The sequence below is a fragment of the Actinomadura gamaensis genome (genome assembly GCF_042652125.1).
Classification (GTDB): Bacteria; Actinomycetota; Actinomycetes; order Streptosporangiales; family Streptosporangiaceae; genus Spirillospora; species Spirillospora gamaensis.
The window spans coordinates 359,812-381,712 of the sequence record NZ_JBHSIT010000004.1 but is presented as its reverse complement, the minus strand read 5'-3'; the positions used below and the strand labels follow the sequence as shown (position 1 = coordinate 381,712).

General features: G+C 72.2%; 13 protein-coding genes. 8 read left to right on the top strand and 5 right to left on the bottom strand.

Annotated features, from left to right (window positions below; translation table 11 throughout):
• Positions 1 to 464 precede the first annotated feature (464 nt).
• Together ACFPCY_RS15825 and ACFPCY_RS15820 are read right to left on the bottom strand one after the other, a co-directional pair.
• Positions 465 to 3,203, bottom strand: a complete 2,739-nt coding sequence (locus ACFPCY_RS15825; RefSeq protein ID WP_378255759.1) for a transglycosylase domain-containing protein — start codon at positions 3,201 to 3,203, stop codon at positions 465 to 467.
• Positions 3,204 to 3,411: 208 nt separating this feature from the next.
• Entirely contained in the window at positions 3,412 to 3,789 is a 378-nt protein-coding gene (locus ACFPCY_RS15820) for a DUF5318 family protein (RefSeq protein ID WP_378255757.1), read from the bottom strand.
• 295 nt (positions 3,790 to 4,084) lie between these two features.
• On the opposite strand from ACFPCY_RS15820, the gene ACFPCY_RS15815 reads away from it, so the two are divergent.
• The 4 genes from ACFPCY_RS15815 to ACFPCY_RS15800 all read left to right on the top strand — a co-directional run bounded on the left by ACFPCY_RS15815 (position 4,085) and on the right by ACFPCY_RS15800 (position 9,410).
• Positions 4,085 to 4,714: a PadR family transcriptional regulator gene (locus ACFPCY_RS15815; RefSeq protein ID WP_378255755.1), complete on the top strand. Its 630-nt coding sequence runs from the start codon at positions 4,085 to 4,087 to the stop codon at positions 4,712 to 4,714.
• 112 nt (positions 4,715 to 4,826) lie between these two features.
• Positions 4,827 to 5,906, top strand: coding sequence for an inositol-3-phosphate synthase (locus ACFPCY_RS15810; RefSeq protein WP_378255753.1), 1,080 nt, complete (start codon positions 4,827 to 4,829; stop codon positions 5,904 to 5,906).
• Between the two features lie 612 nt (positions 5,907 to 6,518).
• Positions 6,519 to 8,246: an ABC transporter substrate-binding protein gene (locus tag ACFPCY_RS15805; protein ID WP_378255751.1), complete on the top strand. Its 1,728-nt coding sequence runs from the start codon at positions 6,519 to 6,521 to the stop codon at positions 8,244 to 8,246.
• A gap of 342 nt (positions 8,247 to 8,588) precedes the next feature.
• A complete protein-coding gene (locus tag ACFPCY_RS15800) occupies positions 8,589 to 9,410 on the top strand; it encodes a hypothetical protein (RefSeq protein ID WP_378255749.1) in 822 nt (273 codons plus the stop codon).
• On the opposite strand, the gene ACFPCY_RS15795 is transcribed toward ACFPCY_RS15800, so the two are convergent.
• The 3 genes from ACFPCY_RS15795 to ACFPCY_RS15785 form a co-directional block, all read right to left on the bottom strand.
• A complete protein-coding gene (locus ACFPCY_RS15795; protein ID WP_378255747.1) occupies positions 9,382 to 10,674 on the bottom strand; it encodes an MFS transporter in 1,293 nt (430 codons plus the stop codon). The two genes, ACFPCY_RS15800 and ACFPCY_RS15795, sit on opposite strands and share 29 nt — an antisense overlap.
• A gap of 86 nt (positions 10,675 to 10,760) precedes the next feature.
• A complete protein-coding gene (locus ACFPCY_RS15790) occupies positions 10,761 to 12,107 on the bottom strand; it encodes an adenosylmethionine--8-amino-7-oxononanoate transaminase (RefSeq protein WP_378255745.1) in 1,347 nt (448 codons plus the stop codon).
• Positions 12,104 to 13,573: a CCA tRNA nucleotidyltransferase gene (locus tag ACFPCY_RS15785; RefSeq protein WP_378255743.1), complete on the bottom strand. Its 1,470-nt coding sequence runs from the start codon at positions 13,571 to 13,573 to the stop codon at positions 12,104 to 12,106. Before ACFPCY_RS15785 ends, ACFPCY_RS15790 begins: the two co-directional genes overlap by 4 nt.
• Before the next feature lie 450 nt (positions 13,574 to 14,023).
• Here ACFPCY_RS15785 and ACFPCY_RS15780 point away from each other — a divergent pair, with 450 nt between their 5' ends.
• The 4 genes from ACFPCY_RS15780 to ACFPCY_RS15765 all read left to right on the top strand — a co-directional run bounded on the left by ACFPCY_RS15780 (position 14,024) and on the right by ACFPCY_RS15765 (position 21,756).
• A complete protein-coding gene (locus tag ACFPCY_RS15780) occupies positions 14,024 to 14,671 on the top strand; it encodes a YbaK/EbsC family protein (RefSeq protein WP_378255741.1) in 648 nt (215 codons plus the stop codon).
• A 289-nt stretch (positions 14,672 to 14,960) separates the two neighbouring features.
• Positions 14,961 to 18,002, top strand: coding sequence for a DUF6049 family protein (locus tag ACFPCY_RS15775; protein WP_378255739.1), 3,042 nt, complete (start codon positions 14,961 to 14,963; stop codon positions 18,000 to 18,002).
• Complete coding sequence (gene murJ / locus ACFPCY_RS15770) at positions 17,986 to 19,758, top strand: murein biosynthesis integral membrane protein MurJ (RefSeq protein WP_378255737.1); 1,773 nt, start codon at positions 17,986 to 17,988, stop codon at positions 19,756 to 19,758. The genes ACFPCY_RS15775 and murJ overlap by 17 nt, the downstream gene beginning before the upstream one ends.
• Before the next feature lie 258 nt (positions 19,759 to 20,016).
• Positions 20,017 to 21,756, top strand: a complete 1,740-nt coding sequence (locus tag ACFPCY_RS15765; protein ID WP_378255735.1) for a protein kinase family protein — start codon at positions 20,017 to 20,019, stop codon at positions 21,754 to 21,756.
• Positions 21,757 to 21,901: the final 145 nt, after the last annotated feature.

Genomic DNA, 21,901 nt, shown 5'->3' with positions numbered 1-21,901 from the left:
GACGGCGCGCCCCGGCCTCCGACGCGGGCCGGCCGGCGGCCTCGCGCGGGGGCGCCGGGGTCACCGTTCGGTGTACCCCGGCCCGGGGGCATGGCGCTACCGCCGGGGCGGTTGGAGCCCGGCGCCTGACGCGGGCTCTCTCCGTATTCCGGTCCGTATTGGCTTCGGTAACTCACACGACCTCATTGGTGGGGGTACGGCTGTGCGTCGTCCGAGAGTACTGTGCACCACGGGGCGCTGGGGGCGGCCCGGACACGCACGGACGCACGATCAACGCGGGATCGACACAAAAAGTCCCAGTTCAGCGGGGCTTTTACTGTTTTGTCACTTAATGAGGTAGATCACTCTCGGTGCCGCGGCGGGCACCGAAGGTCGAACTTCGGCTTCTCACTCCCTTCACAAGACGCGAGCCCGGCCCGACGGGTTGTCGGGCCGGGCTCGCCTGGTTTCGGTCAGGACCGGGGTTACGGTCTCGACGGCGGCGGTGTCACGAGGATCCGCGGACGGTCCGCCAGCGAGTTCGGCCACGCCGGGCCGTTGTTGCCGTGCCCGCGTCCCCTTCCGCGGCCGTCGCACCGGTCGTCACCGCGGTGCTGGAAGCACCACCACTGCGGCGGCGGGTCGGACGGCGGCTTGTTCGGGTCGCAGTTGCCGTCCGGGAAGGGCGACTGGCAGGGCTGCTTGCCTCCGCCGTCCCCGTCGTGGCCGCCGCCACGGCACTGCGGGTCGAGCTGCGCCCACGGGTTGTTGTCGCACCACGGCGGGCGCTTGTCCTTCTTCTTCTCCTTGTAGACGTCCACCCACTTCTGCGGGGTGCCGACCCAGGCGGGCGGCGGGAACTGCTCGACCGGCATGCCCTTGGTCGCCTCGGCCATGTAGGCGTGCCAGATCCGCGCCGGGACGGTGCCGCCGACCACCTCGCCGATGCCCGGCACGACCAGCGTCTTCCGGTCGTTGTTGTACATCGTCACGGCGGTCGAGAGCTGCGGGACGTATCCCACGAACCAGGTCGCCACGTTCTTGTCGGTCGTACCGGTCTTACCGGCGACCGGACGGTCCGACAGCGCCGCCGACGGCGCGGTGCCGCCCGGCTTCACCGGCTGCTGGAGCGCGTAGGTGACGTCCTGCGTGATCGGCTTCGACAGCGCCGACTTCTTCACCTGCCAGTTCAGCGCCTTGAAGGCCCTGCCGTCGGCCGTCGCCACCTTCCGGACGACGTGCGGCTGGTACCACGTGCCGCCGTTCGCGAAGACCGAGTAACCGGACGCCTGCTCGATCGGCCGGATGTCGTTGATGCCGAGCGCGATGCCGTACTGGCCCTTGTACCGGCCCACCATGTCGGGGCTGACGCCCAGTTGCTCGGCCATCGAGACGACGTTGGACGGTCCGGTCTTCAACGCGAGCTGCGCGAAGGCCGTGTTCGTGGACTCCTTCATCGCCTGGAGCAGCGTGATGCCGCCCTTGGCGTTGTGCGAGTTCGGTAGACCGCCTTGCGTGACGTCGTTCGGCGCGCCGCCCCTGACCGAGTTGCCTTGTCCGTCGAAGCCCATCCCGGAGCGTCCTTCGACGAGGCTCTTCAGCCCGTAGCCCTTCTCCAGCGCCGCCGCGAGGACGTACGGCTTCATCGCGGACCCGGCCTGCGCGCTGCCCATCCAGACGTTGTCGTAGGCGTCCTTCAGGTAGCTCGGACCGCCGTAGATGGCCTCGACCTCGCCGTTCGAGGTGTCGACCGACGCCAGGCCGAGCCGGATGTGCTTCTTCAGCAGCTTGTTCGGGTCGACGTTCGGCACGGCGGTCTCGACGGCCTTCTTCGCGGCGGCCATCTTGTCCTTGTCGAACGTCGTGGTGATGCGCAGGCCCTTCTCCACCACGGTCTGCTCGGTGATGCCCTGCCGGTCCAGCTCCTTGAGCGCCCGCTTGATGGCGTAGCCGCGCTGCCCGCCGAAGGTGGACGGCCCGCCGATCTCCTTGGTCTCCGGCATCTGCCGGCTGTACTGGGCGAACTGCGCGTCGGTCAGCTTGTGCATTTTCCGCATGCCGTCCAGGACGTACTTGTAGCGCGCCAGCGTCTCGGCCTGCCACTGCTTGTTCCCGCTGCGCGGGTCGTACTTGCCCGGCTGCTGGATGATCGCGGCGAGCAGCGCGCCCTGGTCGGGCGTGAGCTGCTCGACGTGCCTGCCGAAGTAGGTGTTGGACGCGGCCTCGATGCCGTAGGAGTTGCGGCCGAAGTAGATCGTGTTCAGGTACAGCTCGAGGATCTTGTCCTTGCTGCCGAGCTTGTCCTCCAGCTTCAGCGAGATGAACAGCTCCTTGAACTTGCGGCCCATCGTCCGCTTGTCGTTCAGGTAGTAGTTCTTCGCGAGCTGCTGCGTGATGGTCGAGCCGCCCTGGGTGTCGCCGCCGGACACGTTCGTCCAGATGGCGCGGGTGATGCCGGTGGGCGAGAAGCCGCTGTCGCTGTAGAACGAGCGGTTCTCCGCGGCGACGACCGCGTACCGGACGTGCATCGGCACCTTGCCGATCGGGACGGTGATCCGGTTCTTACCGATCCGTCCGATCTCGGTCTTGCCGTCGGAGTAGTAGAAGATCGCGGCGGTCTTGGTGGCGTCCGCGTTGCCCTCGTCCGGGACGGGCGTCTGCGCGTACGCGATGCCGACCATCGTGCCGGCGCCCGCCGTCAGGAGCAGCCCGGACCCGATCACCAGCTTCCAGGACGGCAGGAACCGCCGCCAGCCGGTCGTCCGCGACCGGAAGTGGTCGTACCAGCGCCGGGGCCCGCGTTCCGGTTGCTTCCGTCGCCGTCCGCCTCCGGGCCCACCGGGGCCACCGGGACCTCCAGGCCCACCCGGGCCGCCCGGGCCGCCGGGTCGTCCTGGACCGACCGGCTCGGGGTAGCCGAACGTGAGCTCGCCGCCTCCATGCCCCGTCCCCGGCATGCCCATCGCGGCTCCGCCACCGGACGCCCTGCCCGGGAACGCGGGTGGTGGGGAACCGACCGGCGGTGGGCCGGCGCCGACGCCGGGACCGCCCGGACCACCGGACGCGCCGGTCGCGCCGGTCGCGCCGAACGCGCCGGACCCGTCGCGGCCAGGGAAGGGAGGAGTGTTCGCCGACGCGTCCGGACTGCCGCCGGGCGCGGGGACGTGCCGTCCGCCCGGCCGCAGCGGACCGGGTTCCGGTCGGGGCTGGCCTGGAGTGCTCACGTGACCTCGTTCGGCAGGGGACTACGACAGTTGTGGTGTCGGAAGAGTACTGGGCCGTCCGGTGAACGGGAGAGGGGTGTGCCGGGTGCGGACGAGACCTTGGCACTGGGCGCGACGCTCCCGGAGCGGCCCCCGCGGCGGCACCGGACGCGGCCTCGAACCGGTGAACGGGCAGGTCCACCGGGGATTTCGCGGCGGGCGGCCCGGCTCATCCGTCAGGCGACGAATCCCCGTGGCCCAGGACATAGGAACGCGAAAGGTGGTTCCAGGAGCAACTCTGGCACACCTCGACCACGTAGACCCGGAACTCCCCGTACTCCCGCGCCATCTCGGCGAGCTCGGCCGGCCCGGTGACGCGCCCGTCGAGCCGGCCCAGCTCGTCCCCGTAGACGTAGCGGACGAGGGTGAGCGGGACGGCGTGGCAGACCGGGCAGGGCGTGTCGGTCGTCTCCCCGTGGTAGCGGGCCGCGCGCAGCAGGTAGGGCTGGGCGTCGCAGGCGTCCGCGCGGGTCAGCTGCCCGGAACGCAGCTCGGCCAGCGCCGCCCGCTTGGCCAGGCCGTAGTCGACGATCAGCCGCGGCCTCATGAGCGGCGGTTCCGAGCACCGTGTCCGGCCCGCATTCCAGCAGGGTAAGCCCGGCCCGCCCGCGATCGGAAGATCGCGCCCGACGTGTCCGTCCCGACCGGCCGTGACGTGCGTCGGAGCAGGGGCGCGGGACACCTCGCGGGCCCCGCGTCCGGTCCGTGCGGCAGTGATCACATCGTGCGGACTTGCCAGGACGCGCGGTGGTACGTATCTTTCAGATGTATCGAGTCGATACATTCACTCGATACATCACATGGAGACATCGGCTCCGCGGGCGACGCGACGGGACGGGACTATGGCGGGCAAGAAGGGCGCGGGCGTGCTGGAGCTCGCCGTGCTCGGGCTGCTCCACGAGTCCCCGATGCACGGGTACGAGCTGCGCAAGCAGCTCAACATCCTGCTCGGCATGTTCCGCGCGTTCTCGTACGGCTCGCTGTACCCGTGCCTCAAGCAGCTCCTCGCCAAGGGGCTCATCGTCGAGGACCGGCCGCAGGAGCCGAACGTGCCGCTCGCGCTGCAGAGCCGGCGCTCGAAGATCGTGTACAAGCTCACCGCCGACGGCAAGGAGCGGCTCCAGCAGCTGCTCACCGAGGCCGGCCCGGCGGCGTGGGAGGACGAGGGGTTCGGCGTGCACTTCGCCTTCTTCTCGCACACCCGCGCCGACGTGCGGCTGCGCATCCTGGAAGGCCGGCGCAGCCGGCTGGAGGAGCGGCTGGAGAGCGTGCGCGCCGCACTGGCGCGGACCCGCGAGCGGGTCGACTCGTACACCCTCGAGCTCCAGAACCATGGACTTGAATCCGTCGAGCGCGAGGTCCGGTGGCTCAACGAGCTGATCGGGCGCGAGCGGGCGGAGCAGGAACAGGCAAGAACCAGAGAACGTATCCAGCAAACGATTCAGAACATGCCTCGGGAGACCGGCCGCTGACCGCGGCGCGGCCTTGAGGGACGGGTGAGCACCACCTCAAGTCCCGCAGAGGTGGCGTTCGCCCTTCGGGGCGGGCGAGGATCGCAAACCGCTAAAGAGAAGGAGCAACCGGATGGGTTCGGTGCGCGTAGCCATCGTGGGTGTGGGCAACTGCGCCTCTTCGCTCGTCCAGGGTGTCGAGTTCTACAAGGACGCGGCCCCCGAGACGCGTGTCCCCGGCCTCATGCACGTCCAGTTCGGCGAGTACCACGTCGGCGACGTCGAGTTCGTCGCCGCCTTCGACGTGGACGCCAAGAAGGTCGGCATGGACCTCTCCGAGGCGATCTTCGCGAGCGAGAACAACACCATCAAGTTCGCCGACGTCCCGCCGTCCGGCGTGACGGTGCAGCGCGGCCACACCTTCGACGGTCTCGGCGAGTACTACCGCGACATCATCGAGGAGTCCGACGCCGAGCCGGTGGACGTCGTCCAGGCCCTCAAGGACGCGAACGTCGACGTCCTGGTGTCCTACCTGCCGGTGGGCTCGGAGGAGGCGGACCGCTTCTACGCGCAGTGCGCCATCGACGCCAAGGTCGCGTTCGTGAACGCGCTGCCGGTGTTCATCGCCTCCGACCCCGAGTGGGCCGCGAAGTTCACCGAGGCGGGCGTGCCGATCGTCGGTGACGACATCAAGTCCCAGGTCGGCGCGACCATCACGCACCGCGTCATGGCCAAGCTCTTCGAGGACCGCGGGGTCGAGCTGCTGCGCACCTACCAGCTCAACTTCGGCGGCAACATGGACTTCATGAACATGCTGGAGCGCAAGCGCCTCCAGTCCAAGAAGATCTCCAAGACGCAGTCGGTCACCTCGCAGATCCCGCACGAGATGGCGAAGGCCGACGTGCACATCGGCCCGTCCGACCACGTGCCGTGGCTGGACGACCGCAAGTGGGCCTACGTCCGCCTGGAGGGCAAGTCCTTCGGCGACACCCCGCTGAACCTGGAGTACAAGCTGGAGGTCTGGGACTCCCCCAACTCCGCCGGCGTCATCATCGACGCGGTCCGCGCCGCCAAGATCGCCAAGGACCGCGGCATCGGCGGCCCGATCCTGTCGGCCAGCTCCTACTTCATGAAGTCCCCGCCGGAGCAGTACTCCGACGACGACGCGCACGACGCCGTCGAGGCCTTCATCAACGGCGAGCTCGACCGCTGACCTCCGTCCCCGTGACCGCGCGCCGCTGAGGCCGCCACGAGGAACGCGATCGTCCAGGTGACCCTGGCAGGCATGTCCTGCCAGGGGTCACGTGTTTCATAGGGAAAATCGGGATACAGCCCCTGTTGTCACGCTCTGGCTCTACCCTGGCACCCCGCGTGACCTTCCAGGAGGCTCCCCATGGCACCACCGGCGTGGCACCCCGCGCCCCACCCCACCCGCTCCCGCACCTCAGCCCCTCGCACTCCCCGCCGAGCGGACCAGCGCGACCGCCCGCTCCGCCATGAAGGCCCGCCCCGGCACGGCCGAAGGGACACCTACCAGCCCAAGGAGTCACGCGAGCGTGGCGGCCGGCGCGATCATGCGGCCTGGCGCAAAAGCCCAGGACGCCGCGACGGTACAGAACAAGGGCCGGGCGCAGCACGGCACGACCGGGCAGAGCAGCGCGCGGGCTCCAAACGACGCGCGGGCGTAGCACGACGCGACGGCGCGGAGCGGCGTATTGACGTCGGGGGCCGGCGGCGGCGGGTTGTTGCGCTGGTCACTGGGGTGGCGGCGCTTTCGGCGGGATGTTCGGGGTGGGCGGGGAGCGACGGACCGACGCATGCGGGGGTGCCTCGGGACGGCGGGACGCTGCGGGTGGTCGGGTCGTCCGACGTGGAGCATCTGGACACGGCGTCGGCCGAGAGCGTGGGGGCGCGCGGGCTCGACCGGACGTTCGCGCGCACCCTGTTCGGGACGGTCGCGTCCAACACGTTCGCCGAGACGGTGCCGGTGCATCCGGACGTGGCGGAGCGGCTCCCCACGCGGGCGAACGGCGGCATCAGCGCGGACGGGCTGACCTACACCGTCCGCCTGCGCGGCGACGCGATGTGGGACACGAGGCCGCCGCGACCGGTGACCGCGCCCGACTTCGTGCGCGGGTTCAAGCGCCTGTGCAATCCGGCGACGCCGTCCCCCGGGAGGAGCTACTTCACCTCGACGCTGCGCGGCATGGACGCCTACTGCCGCGGATACGCCCGGGTCGGGGCGCGCGGCATCGGCGCGGCCACGTCGGGCTCGGCCGGCGCGGACGCGCGGACCGCCGCCGCGCTCGCCGCCTACCAGAACGCGCACGACATCGAGGGCGTCCGCGCCGCGGACGACCGGACCCTGGTGTTCCGCCTCACCAGGCGCGCCTCCGACTTCCTCAACCTCCTGACCCTCGGGTACACGGCGGCCGCGCCGCGCGAGTACGACTCCTACGTGCCGGACGGCCCGGCCTTCAGGCAGCACACGGTCTCGGACGGCCCGTACCGGATCGCCGAGTACCGTCCGGGCACGTCCTACCTGCTCACCCGGAACCCGGCATGGCGCGCCGGGACCGACCCGCTGCGCGAGCGGCACGTCGACCGCATCCAGATTACGCTCGGGCAGGACTCCCCCGAGGCCGTCCAGCAGCAACTGGAGACGGGCGCGGCCGACCTGGCCTGGGACCAGCCCGTGCCGACCCCGGCGCTGGCGCGCCTGCGCTCCGGCCACGACCCCCGCTTCGCCGTGCGGGAGGCGCCGTCCACCAGCCCGTACCTGGTGTTCAACCTGCGCAGCCCGAACAACGGGCACGCGCTGGCCGACCGGGACGTCCGCCGCGCGCTCGCCCGCGCGGTGGACCGCTCCGCCCTCGTCAAGGTCGTCGGCGGGCCGGCCGTGGCCGATCCGCTGCACACGGTCATCCCGCCGGGCACGACCGGGTACGCGCCCGCCGACCCGTTCCCGACGCCGGGCGACTCCGGCGACCCCGCCACCTGCCGCCGCCTGCTCGCCTCGGCAGGCTATCCAGGGGGTCTGACACTCCGGTTCCCGTACCGCGTGAACAGCGTGCACAAGCTGATCGCCGAGTCCCTGGAACGGAACTTCGCGGCCTGCGGCGTCCGGACCGTCCTCACCCCGGACACCGGCGGCGACTTCTACGGGCGCACGCTCGCCGACCCCGGACGCGGCGCGGCGGGCGAATGGGACATCGCCGCCCCCGGCTGGACGCCCGACTGGTACGGCTCGAACGGCCGCTCGGTGCTCCTGCCGCTGCTGTCGGGGCGTTCCCTCGGGCCCGGATCCACCAACTACGGCGGCTACCGCAATCCCCGGGTGGACGCGCTGATCGACCAGGCGCTCACGGCCCCGGACGAGTCGAGGTCCGCCGATCTCTGGCGCCGCGCCGACCAGGTGGTCACTCAGGACGCGGCGATCCTGCCGCTCCTCGACCGCAAGTACACGATCTTCACGTCCTCGCGCGTCCGAAACGCCTTGTTCCTCCCGACCGCAGCCGGTGACGACTACACCCGCATCTACCTCGCCCGGTGATCCCGCGTTCCTCCAGGACACGACCAACCCGGCTCGGCGGCTCAGGCCATCAGGACGGCCGGCTGCGCGCGGCGGCGGCGATCGTGCGTTCGAGGACTTCTCGTGCGCGCGATCTCGCTCGCACGCTGGTCGAGCGCGGAGAGCTGGGCGTGCAGCGTGTTCAGGACGCCGGGGCACGGACGTAGTCCGCTCTCTCCCTCCGCGCACGGAAGCACCTGGCGGATGAGGCGCACGGGAAGGGGGCCGAAACCGCAGAAACCCTTATTAATACGGGCGTTTCGGTGACCGCGGTCGGGTATCGTCCTCCGCTTCGATGATCGACCAGAAGCGGAGGCGGCGGCCATGGCGACGGAGCCGAACGCGTACGAGGCCCGCTGGCGCACGGTGTGCGCCGAGCTCGACGCGCACCCGGAGATCAGCGTCCGGTACCGGAACGACGGCGACCTCGACGCCCGGTTCGCCGACCCCGACGCGGCCTGGACGGCACTGACCACGCCCGACACCGCGCCCGACACCACCTCCAGCACCGCGCCCGACACCACCTCCAGCACCGCGCCCGACAGCACCTCCGACACCACCTCCAGCACCGCGCCCGACAGCACCTCCGACACCGCGCACGGCGCCGGTTCCGCGGACGCGAGCGGCGAAATCACCGCGCCCGCCGGCTTGGCTGACTGCTTCGTCCGCTTTCGCGGCCTGGGCCGCCAATGGACGACCACCGAGCCCGGCGTGGGCGGCGAGTTCTTCCTGACGTCCCTCGCCCACGCGAAGCCGCAGGCGTACGACTCGTGGATCGACCCCTGGGAGGGCGGGAAGCGCTTCCCATCCGCGGAGCTGCGCATCATCGACGAGCATCCCGTCACCGGGACGGGCAACTTCGCCGGGATCCGGCTGCGTCCGGGCGGCGGCGAGCCGGAGCTGTGGTGGTCCACGATCCGGTACGCCGACTGGAGGCTCGACATCGGATACCGTGAGTATCTGGACACGCTGCTGCTGACCCGCGGAGCGTTCGGCTGGCAGTTCCTGTTCACCCGCGCGCCGCTGGCGACCGAGGAGTTCGACCTGGTGCGAGCCAGGCTGGAGCGAACGCTCGACGCGCTGCCCGGCCTGTTCCCCGAGGACGACTACACGCACCTCAAGCGGCGTTTCGAGGAGCGTCTGTGAGCACCCGCACGCGGTTGGACGCGGCGCGGTACAGCAGCGCGCCCACCGCGTACACGACCGCGACCGCGACGACCGTCCGGGACGAGACGCCGCTCGTCGGCAGCCAGCTCGCGGCGAGCGCCGCCGCCGCGGCGAACGTGGCGTTGAAGAGCATGTCGTAGACGGCGAAGACGCGTCCCCGGTAAGCGTCCTCGACGGTCTCCTGGAGGATCGTGTCCACGCACAGCTTCACGCCCTGCGACGAGACGCCCAGCGCGAACGACGCCGCCGCCCACGGAACCTCGGCGAACGGCAGCCCCAGGACCAGCAGGGACGCTCCGCCGCCCGCCAGCAGCAGGGAGATCCACGCGGGCTTGCTGATCCGCCGCACGACCGCCGGGGTGATGACCGCCGCGGCGAAGTAGCCCGCGCCGGACACGCCGAGCATCACCGCCGCGACGCGCAGGCCGTCCTCGGCGTCGCCGGTGAAGTGGCCCCGGCAGAGCAGCAGCGTCTGCATCAGCACGACGCCGTACAGGAACCGGTGGAACGAGATCGCGCCGAGCGCGAGCGCGGCCGGACGCAGCCGCGCGATGTGCCGCGCGCCGTCCGCCAGGCCGTGCAGGACCTCCCGGGCCGTCCCGCCGCCGGACGTCTCGTCCGCGTACGGACCGAGCAGGTCGCGGGGCAGCAGCGCGGCGATCGCCCCGGCGGCCAGGAACAGCACCGCGGCGACGACGAGGATGGACGCGGTGCCGCGCGTCCCCGCGCCGAACACCCCGCGCAGCAGGTAGCCGAGGCCGCCGCCGACGAACGCGATGATCGTCCCGGACGTCACCGCGAACGCGTTCGCGGTGACGAGCCGCTCCCTCCGCACCACGTGCGGCAGGGCCGCCGACAGCGCGGACAGGAAGAAGCGGTTGACGCCGAGCACGACGAGGCCGCCGATGAAGAAGGGCAGGCCGTCCTCGTCCACGGCGACCATGGCCGCGACGAGCAGCACGACGGCCGCGCGCAGCACCGGCGCCCACCCGAGGATCTGCCTGCGCCGCCACCGGTCGAGGAAGACCCCGGCGAACGGGCCGAGCGCCGAGTACGGCAGCAGCGTCACCGCGAACGCGGCCGCCGCCTTCGCCGCCGACGCCTGCTTCTCCGGGGAGAAGAACACGTATCCGGCGAGCGCGACCTGGAAGACGCCGTCGGTGAGCTGCGAGACCAGGCGCGTGGCGTAGAGGCGGCGGAAGTTCCGCTCGCCCAGAATCCCCCGCAGCTCACCCGCCCTCATCCGATCACTGTAGTCACGCCCGGCCCCGCCCGCGCTGCGTCGCCGCTGGGAACGGCCCCCTGACCTCGCCGGTTCACCCCCGGCTGCTAGCGGTCGGCGTCCTCGTCATGCGTCCCGCCGACGCCGACGGCGGCTGCGGCGTACATGGCGTCGGCGATGTGCTCCAGGTCGTCCTCGGTGGAGACGTAGGGGGGCATGGCGTAGATCAGCTTCCCGAACGGCCGCAGCCACACCCCGTGCGCGAGGACCGTGTCCTGGACGGCCTGCATGTCCACCGGCTCGCGCATCTCGATCACCGCGATGCCGCCGAGGACGCGGACGTCGGCGACGTCCGGCAGGTCGCGCGCCGGTTCGAGCCCGGCCGTGAGGACGGCCTCGATCGTGTCGATCTCGCTCCGCCAGTCGCGCGACAGCAGCAGGTCGATCGACGCGGACGCGACGGACGCGGCGAGCGGGTTCGCCATGTAGGTCGGGCCGTGCATCAGCACCCCGGCCTCGCCCTCGGTGATCGTCCGGGCCACCTCGTCGGTGCACAGCGTCGCGGCCATGGTCAGGTAACCGCCGGTCAGGGCCTTGCCGACGCACATGATGTCCGGGACGACCTCGGCGTGGTCGCAGCCCCACAGCTCGCCGGTGCGGCCGAAGCCGGTGGCGATCTCGTCCAGGATCAGCGGCACGCCCAGCTCGTCGGCGATCTCGCGGAGCGCCTGGAGGTACTCGGGCGCGTAGAACCGCATCCCGCCGGCGCCCTGCACGATCGGCTCGGCGAGCACGCCGGCGATCTCGGCGGCGTGCTCGCGGGCGAGGCGGCGCAGGCGCTCCAGGTACTCGGGATCCGGATCGGCGTCGTAGCCGAGCGGCGGGACGTCCGCGAACAGGTGCCGGGCGAGGACGTCGCTGAAGATGTGGTGCATGCCGTTGACCGGGTCGCACACGGCCATGTCGCCGAAGGTGTCGCCGTGGTAGCCGCCCCGGACGGTCAGCAGCCGGTGCCGTTCGGGCCGTCCCTGCGACCGCCAGAACTGGAGCGCCATCTTGATCGCGACCTCGACCGCGACCGAGCCGGAGTCGGCGAAGAAGACCTTGGTCAGCGGCTCGGGCGTCAGGTCGACCAGCTTGCGGGCCAGCCGGACGGCGGGCGGGTGCGTCAGCCCGCCGAACATGACGTGCGCCATCTTCCCGAGCTGCGCGGTGACCGCGGCGTTCAGCTTCGGGTGGTCGTAGCCGTGGATCGCCGCCCACCACGACGACATGCCGTCGATCAGCTCGGTGCCGTCGGCGAGGGTCAGCCGCGTGCCGGACGCCGACACGACCGGAAGCGCCGGGACGGTCGCGGGCATCGGCGCGTACGGGTGCCAGACGTGCTCGCGGTCGAAGGCGACCAGGTCGTCGGCCGCCTGCGGGCTCATCCGCCCGAGGTTCAGGTCGATCATCGCTCGCCCTCCGCCGGGCCGATGCCCTGCTCCGCCGCCCACGCGAGCAGGTGCTCGGTCGCCGCGTCCTTCCCGACCGGGCCCTGGTCGAGGCGCAGGTCGAGCAGGTGCTTGTACGCCTTGCCCACCAGCGGCCCCGGCCGGATGCCGAGGATCCGCTGGATCTCGTTGCCGTCCAGTTCGGGACGGATCGAGGCGAGCTCCTCCTCCTCGGCGAGCCGGCAGATGCGCTCCTCCAGCTCGTCGTAGGTGCGGCGGAGCCGGTCGGCCTTGCGGCGGTTGCGGGTGGTGCAGTCGGCGCGGGTCAGCTTGTGCAGCCGCGACAGCAGCGGACCCGCGTCGCGGACGTACCGGCGGACGGCCGAGTCGGTCCACTCGCCCGTCCCGTAGCCGTGGAAGCGCAGGTGGAGTTCCACCAGCCGGGACACGTCGCCGATGACGTCCTTGGGGTAGCGCAGCTCGGTCAGCCGCTTGCGCGCCATCTTCGCGCCGACCACCTCGTGGTGGTGGAACGAGACGCGCCCGCCCGACTCGAACCGGCGGGTCTTCGGCTTGCCGATGTCGTGCAGCAGCGCGGCCAGGCGGAGGACCAGGTCGGGGCCGTCCTCCTCCTGCGCGATCGCCTGCTCCAGGACGATCAGGGAGTGCTCGTAGACGTCCTTGTGCCGGTGGTGCTCGTCGATCTCCAGGCGCAGCTTCGGCAGCTCCGGCAGGACGTGCGCGGCGAGGCCGGTGTCGACCAGCAGCGCCAGGCCCTCGCGCGGGTGCGCGCCGCACAGCAGCTTGGACAGCTCGTCCCGGACGCGCTCGGCCGAGACGATCTCGATCCGGTCCGCCATCGCGGACATCGCGGCGACCACGTCCGGCGCGACCGAGAAGCCGAGCTGGGACGCGAACCGGGCCGCGCGCAGCATCCGCAGCGGGTCGTCGCCGAAGGAGTCCTCGGGCAGGCCGGGCGTGCGGAGCAGCCCCGCGCCGAGGTCGACGAGGCCGCCGAACGGGTCGACGAACTCGTAGGCGGGCAGCTTCACCGCCATCGCGTTCACCGCGAAGTCGCGGCGCCGCAGGTCCTCCACGAGGGACGTCCCGTAGGACACCTCGGGCTTGCGGGACTTCGGGTCGTAGGTCTCCGAGCGGTAGGTGGTGATCTCCAGCTCGTGGCCGTCCTTGCGCAGCCCGACCGTGCCGAACTCGATGCCGATCGTCCACACCGCGTCGGCCCAGCCGTCGATCAGCTCCAGGACGCGGTTCGGCGGCGCGTCGGTGGTGAGGTCGACGTCCTTGGTCGGACGGCGCAGCAGGGCGTCGCGCACCGGGCCGCCCACGAGCGCCAGCTCGTGCCCGGCGGCGGCGAACCGTCCGGCCAGGTCCTCGGCGACGGGGGCGACCCGGGACAGCAGCTCGGTGATCGCGGCCCGGCCGGCGTCGGGAGCGTTGCGGTTCGCGTCGGGTTCAGGCACGGCCATCGAGCGTATTTCCTTGGTCGACTGCTGACAAAGCACTATTCACCGCCGCGAACCCCTCCACGCCCCTGTACACGGCGCGATAGCCGGGTTACGTTCTGATCACCCCGCGAGCGCCCGCGCGGCCGGCGGCGAACCTCCGTACGACAACGGTAGCGGGGAACCCCGGGCGCGCGGTCCACCGCGGGTGCCGCGCCGATCGTGGCGCATCCGGTGCGGGCGGACCCGGCCGGGCCGGGCGACGCCGTGCGGAGTGGATCCCGCGCGGCTCGCCGGACCTTGCGGGCGACGCCGGAAGGGCCACGTCGGAGCGGGAAACCGGACGTCCGGGGCGAGACGTCACGCATCAAGACCGCATGGCCGGGTATGTGGGGAAGCCCCTCACAGAGTGGCTCACGGGGATACGGAACACCACCGGATGCGGGGTGTGGGCCCCGCGGGACGGAGCCGGACATGAAGGACGCCCTCACCATCCACCGCGCGTTGCTCGGCGGGGAGACGCGGCACGAGATCGTGCGGCTGCCCTTCGGCATCGCGACCGCCGACGAGCTGCCCGACGCGCTCGGTCTGCCGGCGGTGCGGTGCCTGGTGACCCGCGTCTACACGTGCGAAGGCGTCTACCGTGGCGACCGCTTCCTGGCCGGGGCCGTGGTGTGCGCGGGCGGTCAACCGCCGCTGGAGACCGTCCGGAGGGGGGTGGGCGCGAGGCGGGTCAGGCCCGCGCGCGCCGACATGGTCAACGCGGTGACCGAGTACGCGGCGGGGCTCGTCGCGCCGCTGCTGCTCCCCTCCGCGATGCCGCTGCTGATCGACGAGCGGATCACCGAGGTGCTGGCCCCGGACGACGTCGTCTACACCCCGACCGGCGAGCCGTCCACGGCCCTCGGCATCCGGGTGGCCGACCTCGCCTCGCTGACCGGGGCCAAGCCGTGCGGGCTGGAGACGCCCGCCGCGCCCAAGGCACCGCCCGCGATGTTCGTCGACTCGCCGGCGCTGCGGGGCCGTCCGTCGGGCCGTCCGCGGTCCGCCCGGACGGCGGGTGCGGCGTCGCTGCGGGACGTGCCGCACGGCACGTCCCATCCGTCGCCCAGGGTCCGCTGACCGGCTCGCGCCGGGCTGGGTGAGCGGCTCGCGCCGGGCTGGGTGAGCGGCTCGCGCCGGGCTGGCTGAGCGGCTCGCGCCACGCTGGCTGACCGGCCGGCGCCGCGCGCTCGCGGGCCGCCGTCCCCGGACGTCCGTTCAGCGAACGTCCAGGGACGGCGGATCTCGCCGGCGTGCCCTTCGGACGGTCGGACGGGAGCGTGGGCACGACTAACATCGAGCGCGTGGTGCGGAGACTGAGCGCCCGGCCGCCCCTGTGCGGTACGCGGGCGGGCGCGGCGTGAGAGCGGTGAGTCGGGTGGCGGCCCTGGCCGCGCTGGTCCCCTGCCTTCTCACGAGCATCGCGCCGGGAGCGTTCGCCCTGCCCTCGCCCGAGGCCGGAGGGGCGGCCGCGACGGGCGCCCGGACGGCTGCGGGCACCCTGGCCACCGAGCCGCTCAGCCCCGATCTCCCCGGCAGCCCTAACCTCCCCGGGAGTCCCGGTCTCCCCGGCAGTCCTGAGGGCGCCGCTACGCCGGACAAGGCGCAGCAGGGCAAGGTGACGCTCGCGCTGTCGAGCGTCAGCCCCAAGGCCGCCGAGGCGTCCGGCAAGCTCGCCAAGGTGCGGATCACCGGCACCGTCACGAACCGCAGCGGGCACGAGCAGACCGGGCTGACCGTCCGGATGCGGTACAACGGCACGCCACTCACGTCGCGGGCGCAACTGGAGCGGTACGCGGCCGGGCAGCCGTCCCAGCTGCTCGCCGGGGTCGGGAAGAAGTTCGTCCAGCTCACGAAGGCCGCCGCGCCGAACGGCACGCAGTCCTTCGCGCTCGGCGCGAACACCGCCGACATCGGCATGCGGCGCTTCGGCGTCTACCCGGTCGGCGTCGAGGTCGTGAACTCCGCGCAGGAGGTCGTCGCCGGGGTCATCACGTTCGTGACGTTCAGCCCGAAGCCGGGCGACGTGAAGCCGATCAAGGTCGGCTGGGTCTGGCCGCTGATCGACCGCCAGCACCGCACCGCCGGGGACGTCTTCACCGACGACGATCTCAACACCCAGCTGGGCAAGGACGGCAGGCTGGACGGCCTGGTCTCCGCCGCCGCGGCGACCAAGACCCCGGTGACCTGGGCGATCGACCCCGCGCTGCTGGACGACGCGCGCCAGATGGCGAGCGGCGCCTACCAGGTGCAGGGCCTCCGCGACGACAAGGCGGTCCGCAAGCCGAAGAGCGCCGCCGCCGACGCCTGGCTGAAGTCCCTCAAGCAGGGCATGAAGGGCGATCCGTACTTCGCGCTGCCCTACGCCGACCCGGACGTGATCGCGCTCGTCCGCAACGACCAGAACAACCAGATCGCGCTGGCCTACAGGAACTCGCAGGTCGCCACGGACGTCCTGGGCGCGCAGCCGAGCACCCCGATGGCCTGGCCGCCGCTCGGCGTCGCCGGCCCGAGCACGCTCAAGCAGCTCGTCAAGTACGGCCGGGTCGGCACCGGGCCGATCCTGATGAGCAGCGCGAACGCCTTCGGCGGCGGGCAGAACGGCTACACGCCGAACGCGGTGACGACCGCGGAGATCGACAACCGGCAGCACACCGTCCTCACCTACGACGACAAGATCGCCGACGTGCTCGACCAGGACACCCGCTCGCCCGGCCGGAAGGTGCTGGCCGAGCAGCGGTTCCTGGCCGAGACGGCGATGATCACGGCCGAGCAGCCGCAGACCCCGAACCGGACCCTCGTCGTCGCCCCCGGACGGCACTGGAACCCGCCCGCCGACCTGGCCCAGGGCCTGCTGAACGACACCGCGTCCGTGCCGTGGCTGAAGGCGAGCACGCTCGACCAGATCGCGCGCACCCCGGCGCAGCAGCGTCCGCAGCAGCCCTATCCGGACGAGTTCCAGGGCTACGAGCTCGGCCCCGGCTACCTGGACCAGGTCCACCGCATCCAGCAGGAGGCCAACTCCTTCGCCTCGATCGTGGTGAACTCGCCCAGCCCGGTGTACGAGCGGGCCGTCCTGCGGCTGGAGTCGGTGTCGTGGCGCGGCAGGCCCTCGACGGCGTACGCGGCGCGCCGCCGCGTCAGCGCCGAACTCGGCAAGGACACCGGCCGGGTCCGGGTGGTCAGCGTGCAGACCGCGCTGGCGGGTAACTCCGGCATGGTGCACATCACGGTCGCCAACGACCTCCCCGACCAGACCGTCCGGGTGACGGTGAACGTATCGTCGGAGAACAGCGCCAAGCTCCAGATCGGCAAGCTGGAGGGGCGCTCCCCGATCGACCTCCGACCGGGCGACAAGGTCACCCGGAACCTTCCGGTCACCGCCAACGGCAACGGACGGTTCCGGCTGCTGGTGCAGCTCGCCTCCGCCGACGGCGACGACTACGGCGATCCGCACGTCATCACCGTCCGGACCACCGGGTATGGACGGACGTCGCTGCTCATCACGGGTGGCGCACTTGCCGTACTCTTCGTGGGCGTCGGAGTGCGGGCCATGCGAGCGAGGCGCCGCCGGAAAGCGGAGGCAGCCGGTGACGGACGGACCGGAACGGAACCAGCGACCGGAGCGCCGGGGACCTACTACCCCGGAGCGGAACCCCTGGTCGCGGGAGACTCCGGGCTACCCGAACCCGGACCAGGAGCAGGGGGCCCGCCAGGAGCCGCGGCAGGGGCAGCCCCCCACGCCGGGCCAGGCTCAGGGGCCGGGAGCGCCGACGCCTCCGCGGGATCCGCGTCAGGGCCGTCCGCAGCACCCCCAGCATCCGCAGGGCGGGGCTCCGGGACGGCCTCAGGGGTCCAGGCCGGGCCAGGTCCCTCCGGGGCCTCCGGGGCCTCCGCAGGGGCAGACGCCTCCGCCGGGGTACCGGCAGGGTCCCCCGGCTCCGGGTACCCGATGGGACCAGCCTCGGACGCCGCCCGCTCCGAACACGGCGCAGGGACAGGGGCCGGGGCAGGGTCGTCCGGGCGGGCCGCAGGAGGCCACGCGTCCGGAAACGGCACCGGGCCGACACCACTACCAGGGAACGACTCCCGCGCCACCGTACGGGACTCCTGGTCCTCCGGCCGGGCAGAACCCTCCAGCCGCGCCGGGACGGCAGCCGACGGTCCAGATGCCGGTTCCGGGCCGTCCGGGTCCGGCCGGTCCGGCCGGTCCGCAGGGGCCGACGAATGGACCGAGGCCGGGGGCTGGTTCGGCGCACGGAGCCGGCATGGGTCCGGGAACGGGTCGGCCCCCGGGAACGGGTCCGGGTCCGGGTCCGAATCAGCATCCGGGCCAGAGCCCGAGTCCGGCGGTGGGTCCGGGGACGCCGGCGATGGGCCGCCATCAGATGGGGATGAACGCCGCCGCTGAGACGGCGCTCGACCTGCCGCTCCCGCCCGGCACCGAGGCTCCGAGCGTGCCCACGGCGCCCACCGCGGCCGCCGCCGAAACGGCCGGTGACGGAGCCGGCGGAGGCGGCGGAGCCGGAAAGGGCGGCGGTTCGAGCCTGCTGAAGTCGGGCGCGATGATGGCGCTCGGCACGATCGCGTCCCGCGTGACCGGCTTCCTGCGGACGGCGGCGATCGTCGCCGCGCTGTCCAACGGGACCCTGCTCGGCATCTACAACACCGCCAACACCTTCCCGAACCAGATCTACGACCTGCTGCTCGGCGGCATCCTGACCAGCGTCATCGTGCCGCTGCTCGTCCGCGCCAAGGAGCGCGACAAGGCCTACGGCGAGCAGTACGAGCAGCGCGTCTTCACGCTGTCGGTGCTGGGCCTGCTGGGGCTGTCGGCGGTGGCGATGCTCGTCGCGCCGGTGCTGATCACCCTGTCGGCGCCGTCCTACCACGGGGACGAGCGGAAGATCGCGATCCTGTTCGCGCTGTTCTTCCTGCCGCAGATCTTCTTCTACGGCGTCGGCGCGTTCGCGGGCGCGATCCTGAACACGCGCGGGTCGTTCGGCGCGCCGATGTGGGCGCCGGTGCTCAACAACATCGTCATGATCGCCGTCGGCGGGGCGTTCCTGTGGGTGTCCGACGGCGCGCGGGTCAACGCGTCCTCGATCACCGACACCGAGTTCTACCTGCTCGCGGCGGGCACCACCGGCGGCATCGTGCTCCAGACGGTCGCGCTGTGGCCGTCGCTGCGCCGGGTCGGGTTCCGGTGGCGGCCGAAGCTGAACTTCCAGAAGGGCGAGATCAGCGGCGTCGGCCGGCTCGCCGGCTGGACGCTGCTGTACGTCATGCTCACGCAGGTCGCGTTCACCGTGGTCACGGCCCTGTGCAACAGCGCCGGAACCAAGGCGCACAACGCGGGCGCGGGCGACGTGTACGGGTACGGCTCGTACTCCACCGCCTACATGATCTTCCAGTTGCCGTACGCGATCGTCGCGGTGTCGGTGATCACCGCGCTGCTGCCGCGGATGTCCCGGCACGCCACCGAGGGCGCGTCCGAGCTGGTCCGGGACGACTTCTCGGCCGGGCTGCGGCTGTCCTCGGTGATCATCCTGCCGGCGGCGGCGCTGATGGCCGTGCTCGGCCCGGAGATCTCGGTGGTGCTGTTCGCGCACGGCTCCACCTCGGTGCCGGACGCCGAGGTCATCGGCCGCGTCATGCAGGCGTTCGCGATCGCGCTCGTCCCGTTCTCGTCCTACCAGCTCATGCTGCGGGTGTTCTACGCGCACAACGACACGCGCACCCCCGCGTTCATCGCCTTCGGGACGGTCGGCACGAACATCCTGTGCGCGGTCGGCGCCTACTACCTGCTGCCGGTCAAGTGGATCATCATCGGGATCGCGTCGGGGTTCGCGCTCGCCAACGTCGTCGGCACGGTCGTCTGCTGGGTCGTGCTGCGCCGCAAGCTCGGCGGCCTGGACGGCCCGCGCGTGATCGGCACCCATCTGAAGCTGCTCGTCGCGCTCTGGCCGCTGATCGGCTTCGCCTACGCCGTGCACGCGGTGATCGAGGCCGCACTCGGCCGCGGCCTGCTGCCCGGAATGCTCGCCCTCGTGGTCGCCAGCGCGGGCGGCGGGGTCCTCTACCTGCTGTTCGCCCGGATGCTGCGCGTCGGCGAGGTGCAGTCGATGCTCTCCATGGTCGGCTCCCGGATTCCGGGTCGCGGGTGAGGACGCCCCCGGACGCGGGTAGCATCCGGGCGTCGCGGCCGTTCGCCCGTTTCGCGCGGTCTGTGCCGCGGCCCGCACGACGGTGTCGCAAAGTCCGCGGCACCCGCGCGGTTAAGGCGACCGCGAGCGGGCGAGCCACTACCATGTGGATGACTACGGCTTGCGGGGCGACACCCTGGGGACTGCAAAGAGGAGGGTCGGAGGCGTAAGCTGCCACGCCACGAACATGGGATCTGACCACCTGCGCTGGACACTGCCGTGAGCACGTCCGTCATCGAGCCCGGCGCCCGCCTGGCGGGCCGTTACCGGCTGGAAGAACGCATCAAGGACTCGGGTGGCTCGTCCCTGTGGAAGGCCATCGACGAGATCCTCGCGCGCGCCGTCGCCGTCCGGACGTTCGAACCCGGCTTCCCGCGCGTCCACGAGGTCGTCACCGCCGCGCGCGCCGCGTCCCGGCTGACCGACCCGCGCCTCACCCAGGTGTTCGACGCCGACGACGCGGGCGAGCGCGCCTACGTGGTCAGCGAGTGGGTCGTCGGCGAGACGCTGGAGCAGATGCTCGCCAAGGCGCCGCTGGAGCCCGGCCGCGCCACGACGCTGCTGTACGAGGCGGCCGAGGCGCTGTCCGCGGCGCACGCCGCCGGCCTCGCCCACCTGTGCCTGTCCCCGCGCGACCTCGTCTGGACGACGGGCGGCACGGTCAAGGTGCTGGGCGTGGCGACCGACGCCGTCCTGGCCGACCACTACTCCGACTCGCCCGCCGCCGTGGACACCCGCGGCCTCGGGTCCATGCTCTACGCCGCGCTGACCGCGCACTGGCCGGGCGAGCCGTCCCGCTCGTCCCTGCCCGCCGCGCCCACGGCCGCCTCGAAGGGGGCGGGCCGGCCCGGCGGGTCCGCCGCGCGCGGGCCCGACCTCAACGTCACCACGCCGGACGCCGGTTCCAAGGCGAACGTCACCACGCCCGACGAGCCCGCGCCCCTGCTGGCCCCGCGCCTGGTGCAGGCGGGGGTACCGTCCGCCGTGGACGACATCGTCTGCCGCAGCCTCGGCCTGCCCGCCCCCGCGAGCGGCCCGGACGCCCAGCCGATCACCACTCCGGCCGACTTCGCCGCCGCGCTCCGCCGCGTCCCGCGCACGCCGCTGCCGCTGTTCGCCGGGCTCGGCAGCGCGCCGACGCCCCGTCCCGCGGCGCCGACGCACGCCACGGCCGCCTACCGACAGCCGCCGCCCGCGCAGGCCCAGCCGGCGCAGGCGCCTCCCCCGGCGCGTACGGCCGTTCCGCCGCGTCCGCGCCGGTCGCCGTCGCCGTCCACCTCGCCTCCGCCCGTCCAGCCGACCACCCCGGTCGGACGGCCCGCCCACCACGGCGCACCGCGCAAGCCGGTGAACCGCGGGCTGCTCGGCATCGCCGCCGCCGCACTGACGGTGGTCGTCGGGCTCGGCGCGTGGGCGCTGTCCAGCGGTGGCGGTGACGACTCGGGCAAGACCGGCAAGCAGGGCGGCGTCGCGCACGGCGGCCAGACGTCCTCGCCGTCCCAGGCCGCCCCGACCACGCTGAAGCCCGTGAACGCCTTCCCGATCGAGGACGGCGACAGCCGCGACAGCCAGTTCGAGAAGAACCTCGACCTGCTGACCAGCGGCGGCGGCAGCCACAGCAGGTTCTGGCAGAGCGCCACCTACCACGGGGAGAACTTCGGCAACCTCCTCAAGGGCATCGGCGTCGTCTTCGACCTGGGCCGCAAGGTGAAGGTCGACAGCGTCCGCGTGAACACCGCGGGCGTCAGCGGCGCTCCGATGCAGCTCCGCGTCGGCGACGGCAGGGAGATCGGCGCGCTGCACGTCGTCGGCAAGGCGACCTCCGAGAGCGGCGCCTTCTCCATCAAGGCCGAGAAGTCCGCGACCGGGCAGTACGTCTGCGTCTGGTTCACCACGCCCGTCTCCGACGGGTTCAAGGCCAAGCTGAGCGAGGTCACGATCCTGGGCACGGCCGGTTAGCGCCCCGGACGCGGCACCGGACGTTCCAGAGGATGCCGCATCAGACGGAACGTCTGATACCGGTAACGATGGGGCGGCGATCCGGTCGGCGCGTTTCCGTGTTGTGACGTGGGGCGGGGCTTCTCGGTATCGTCTCTGTGAGCAG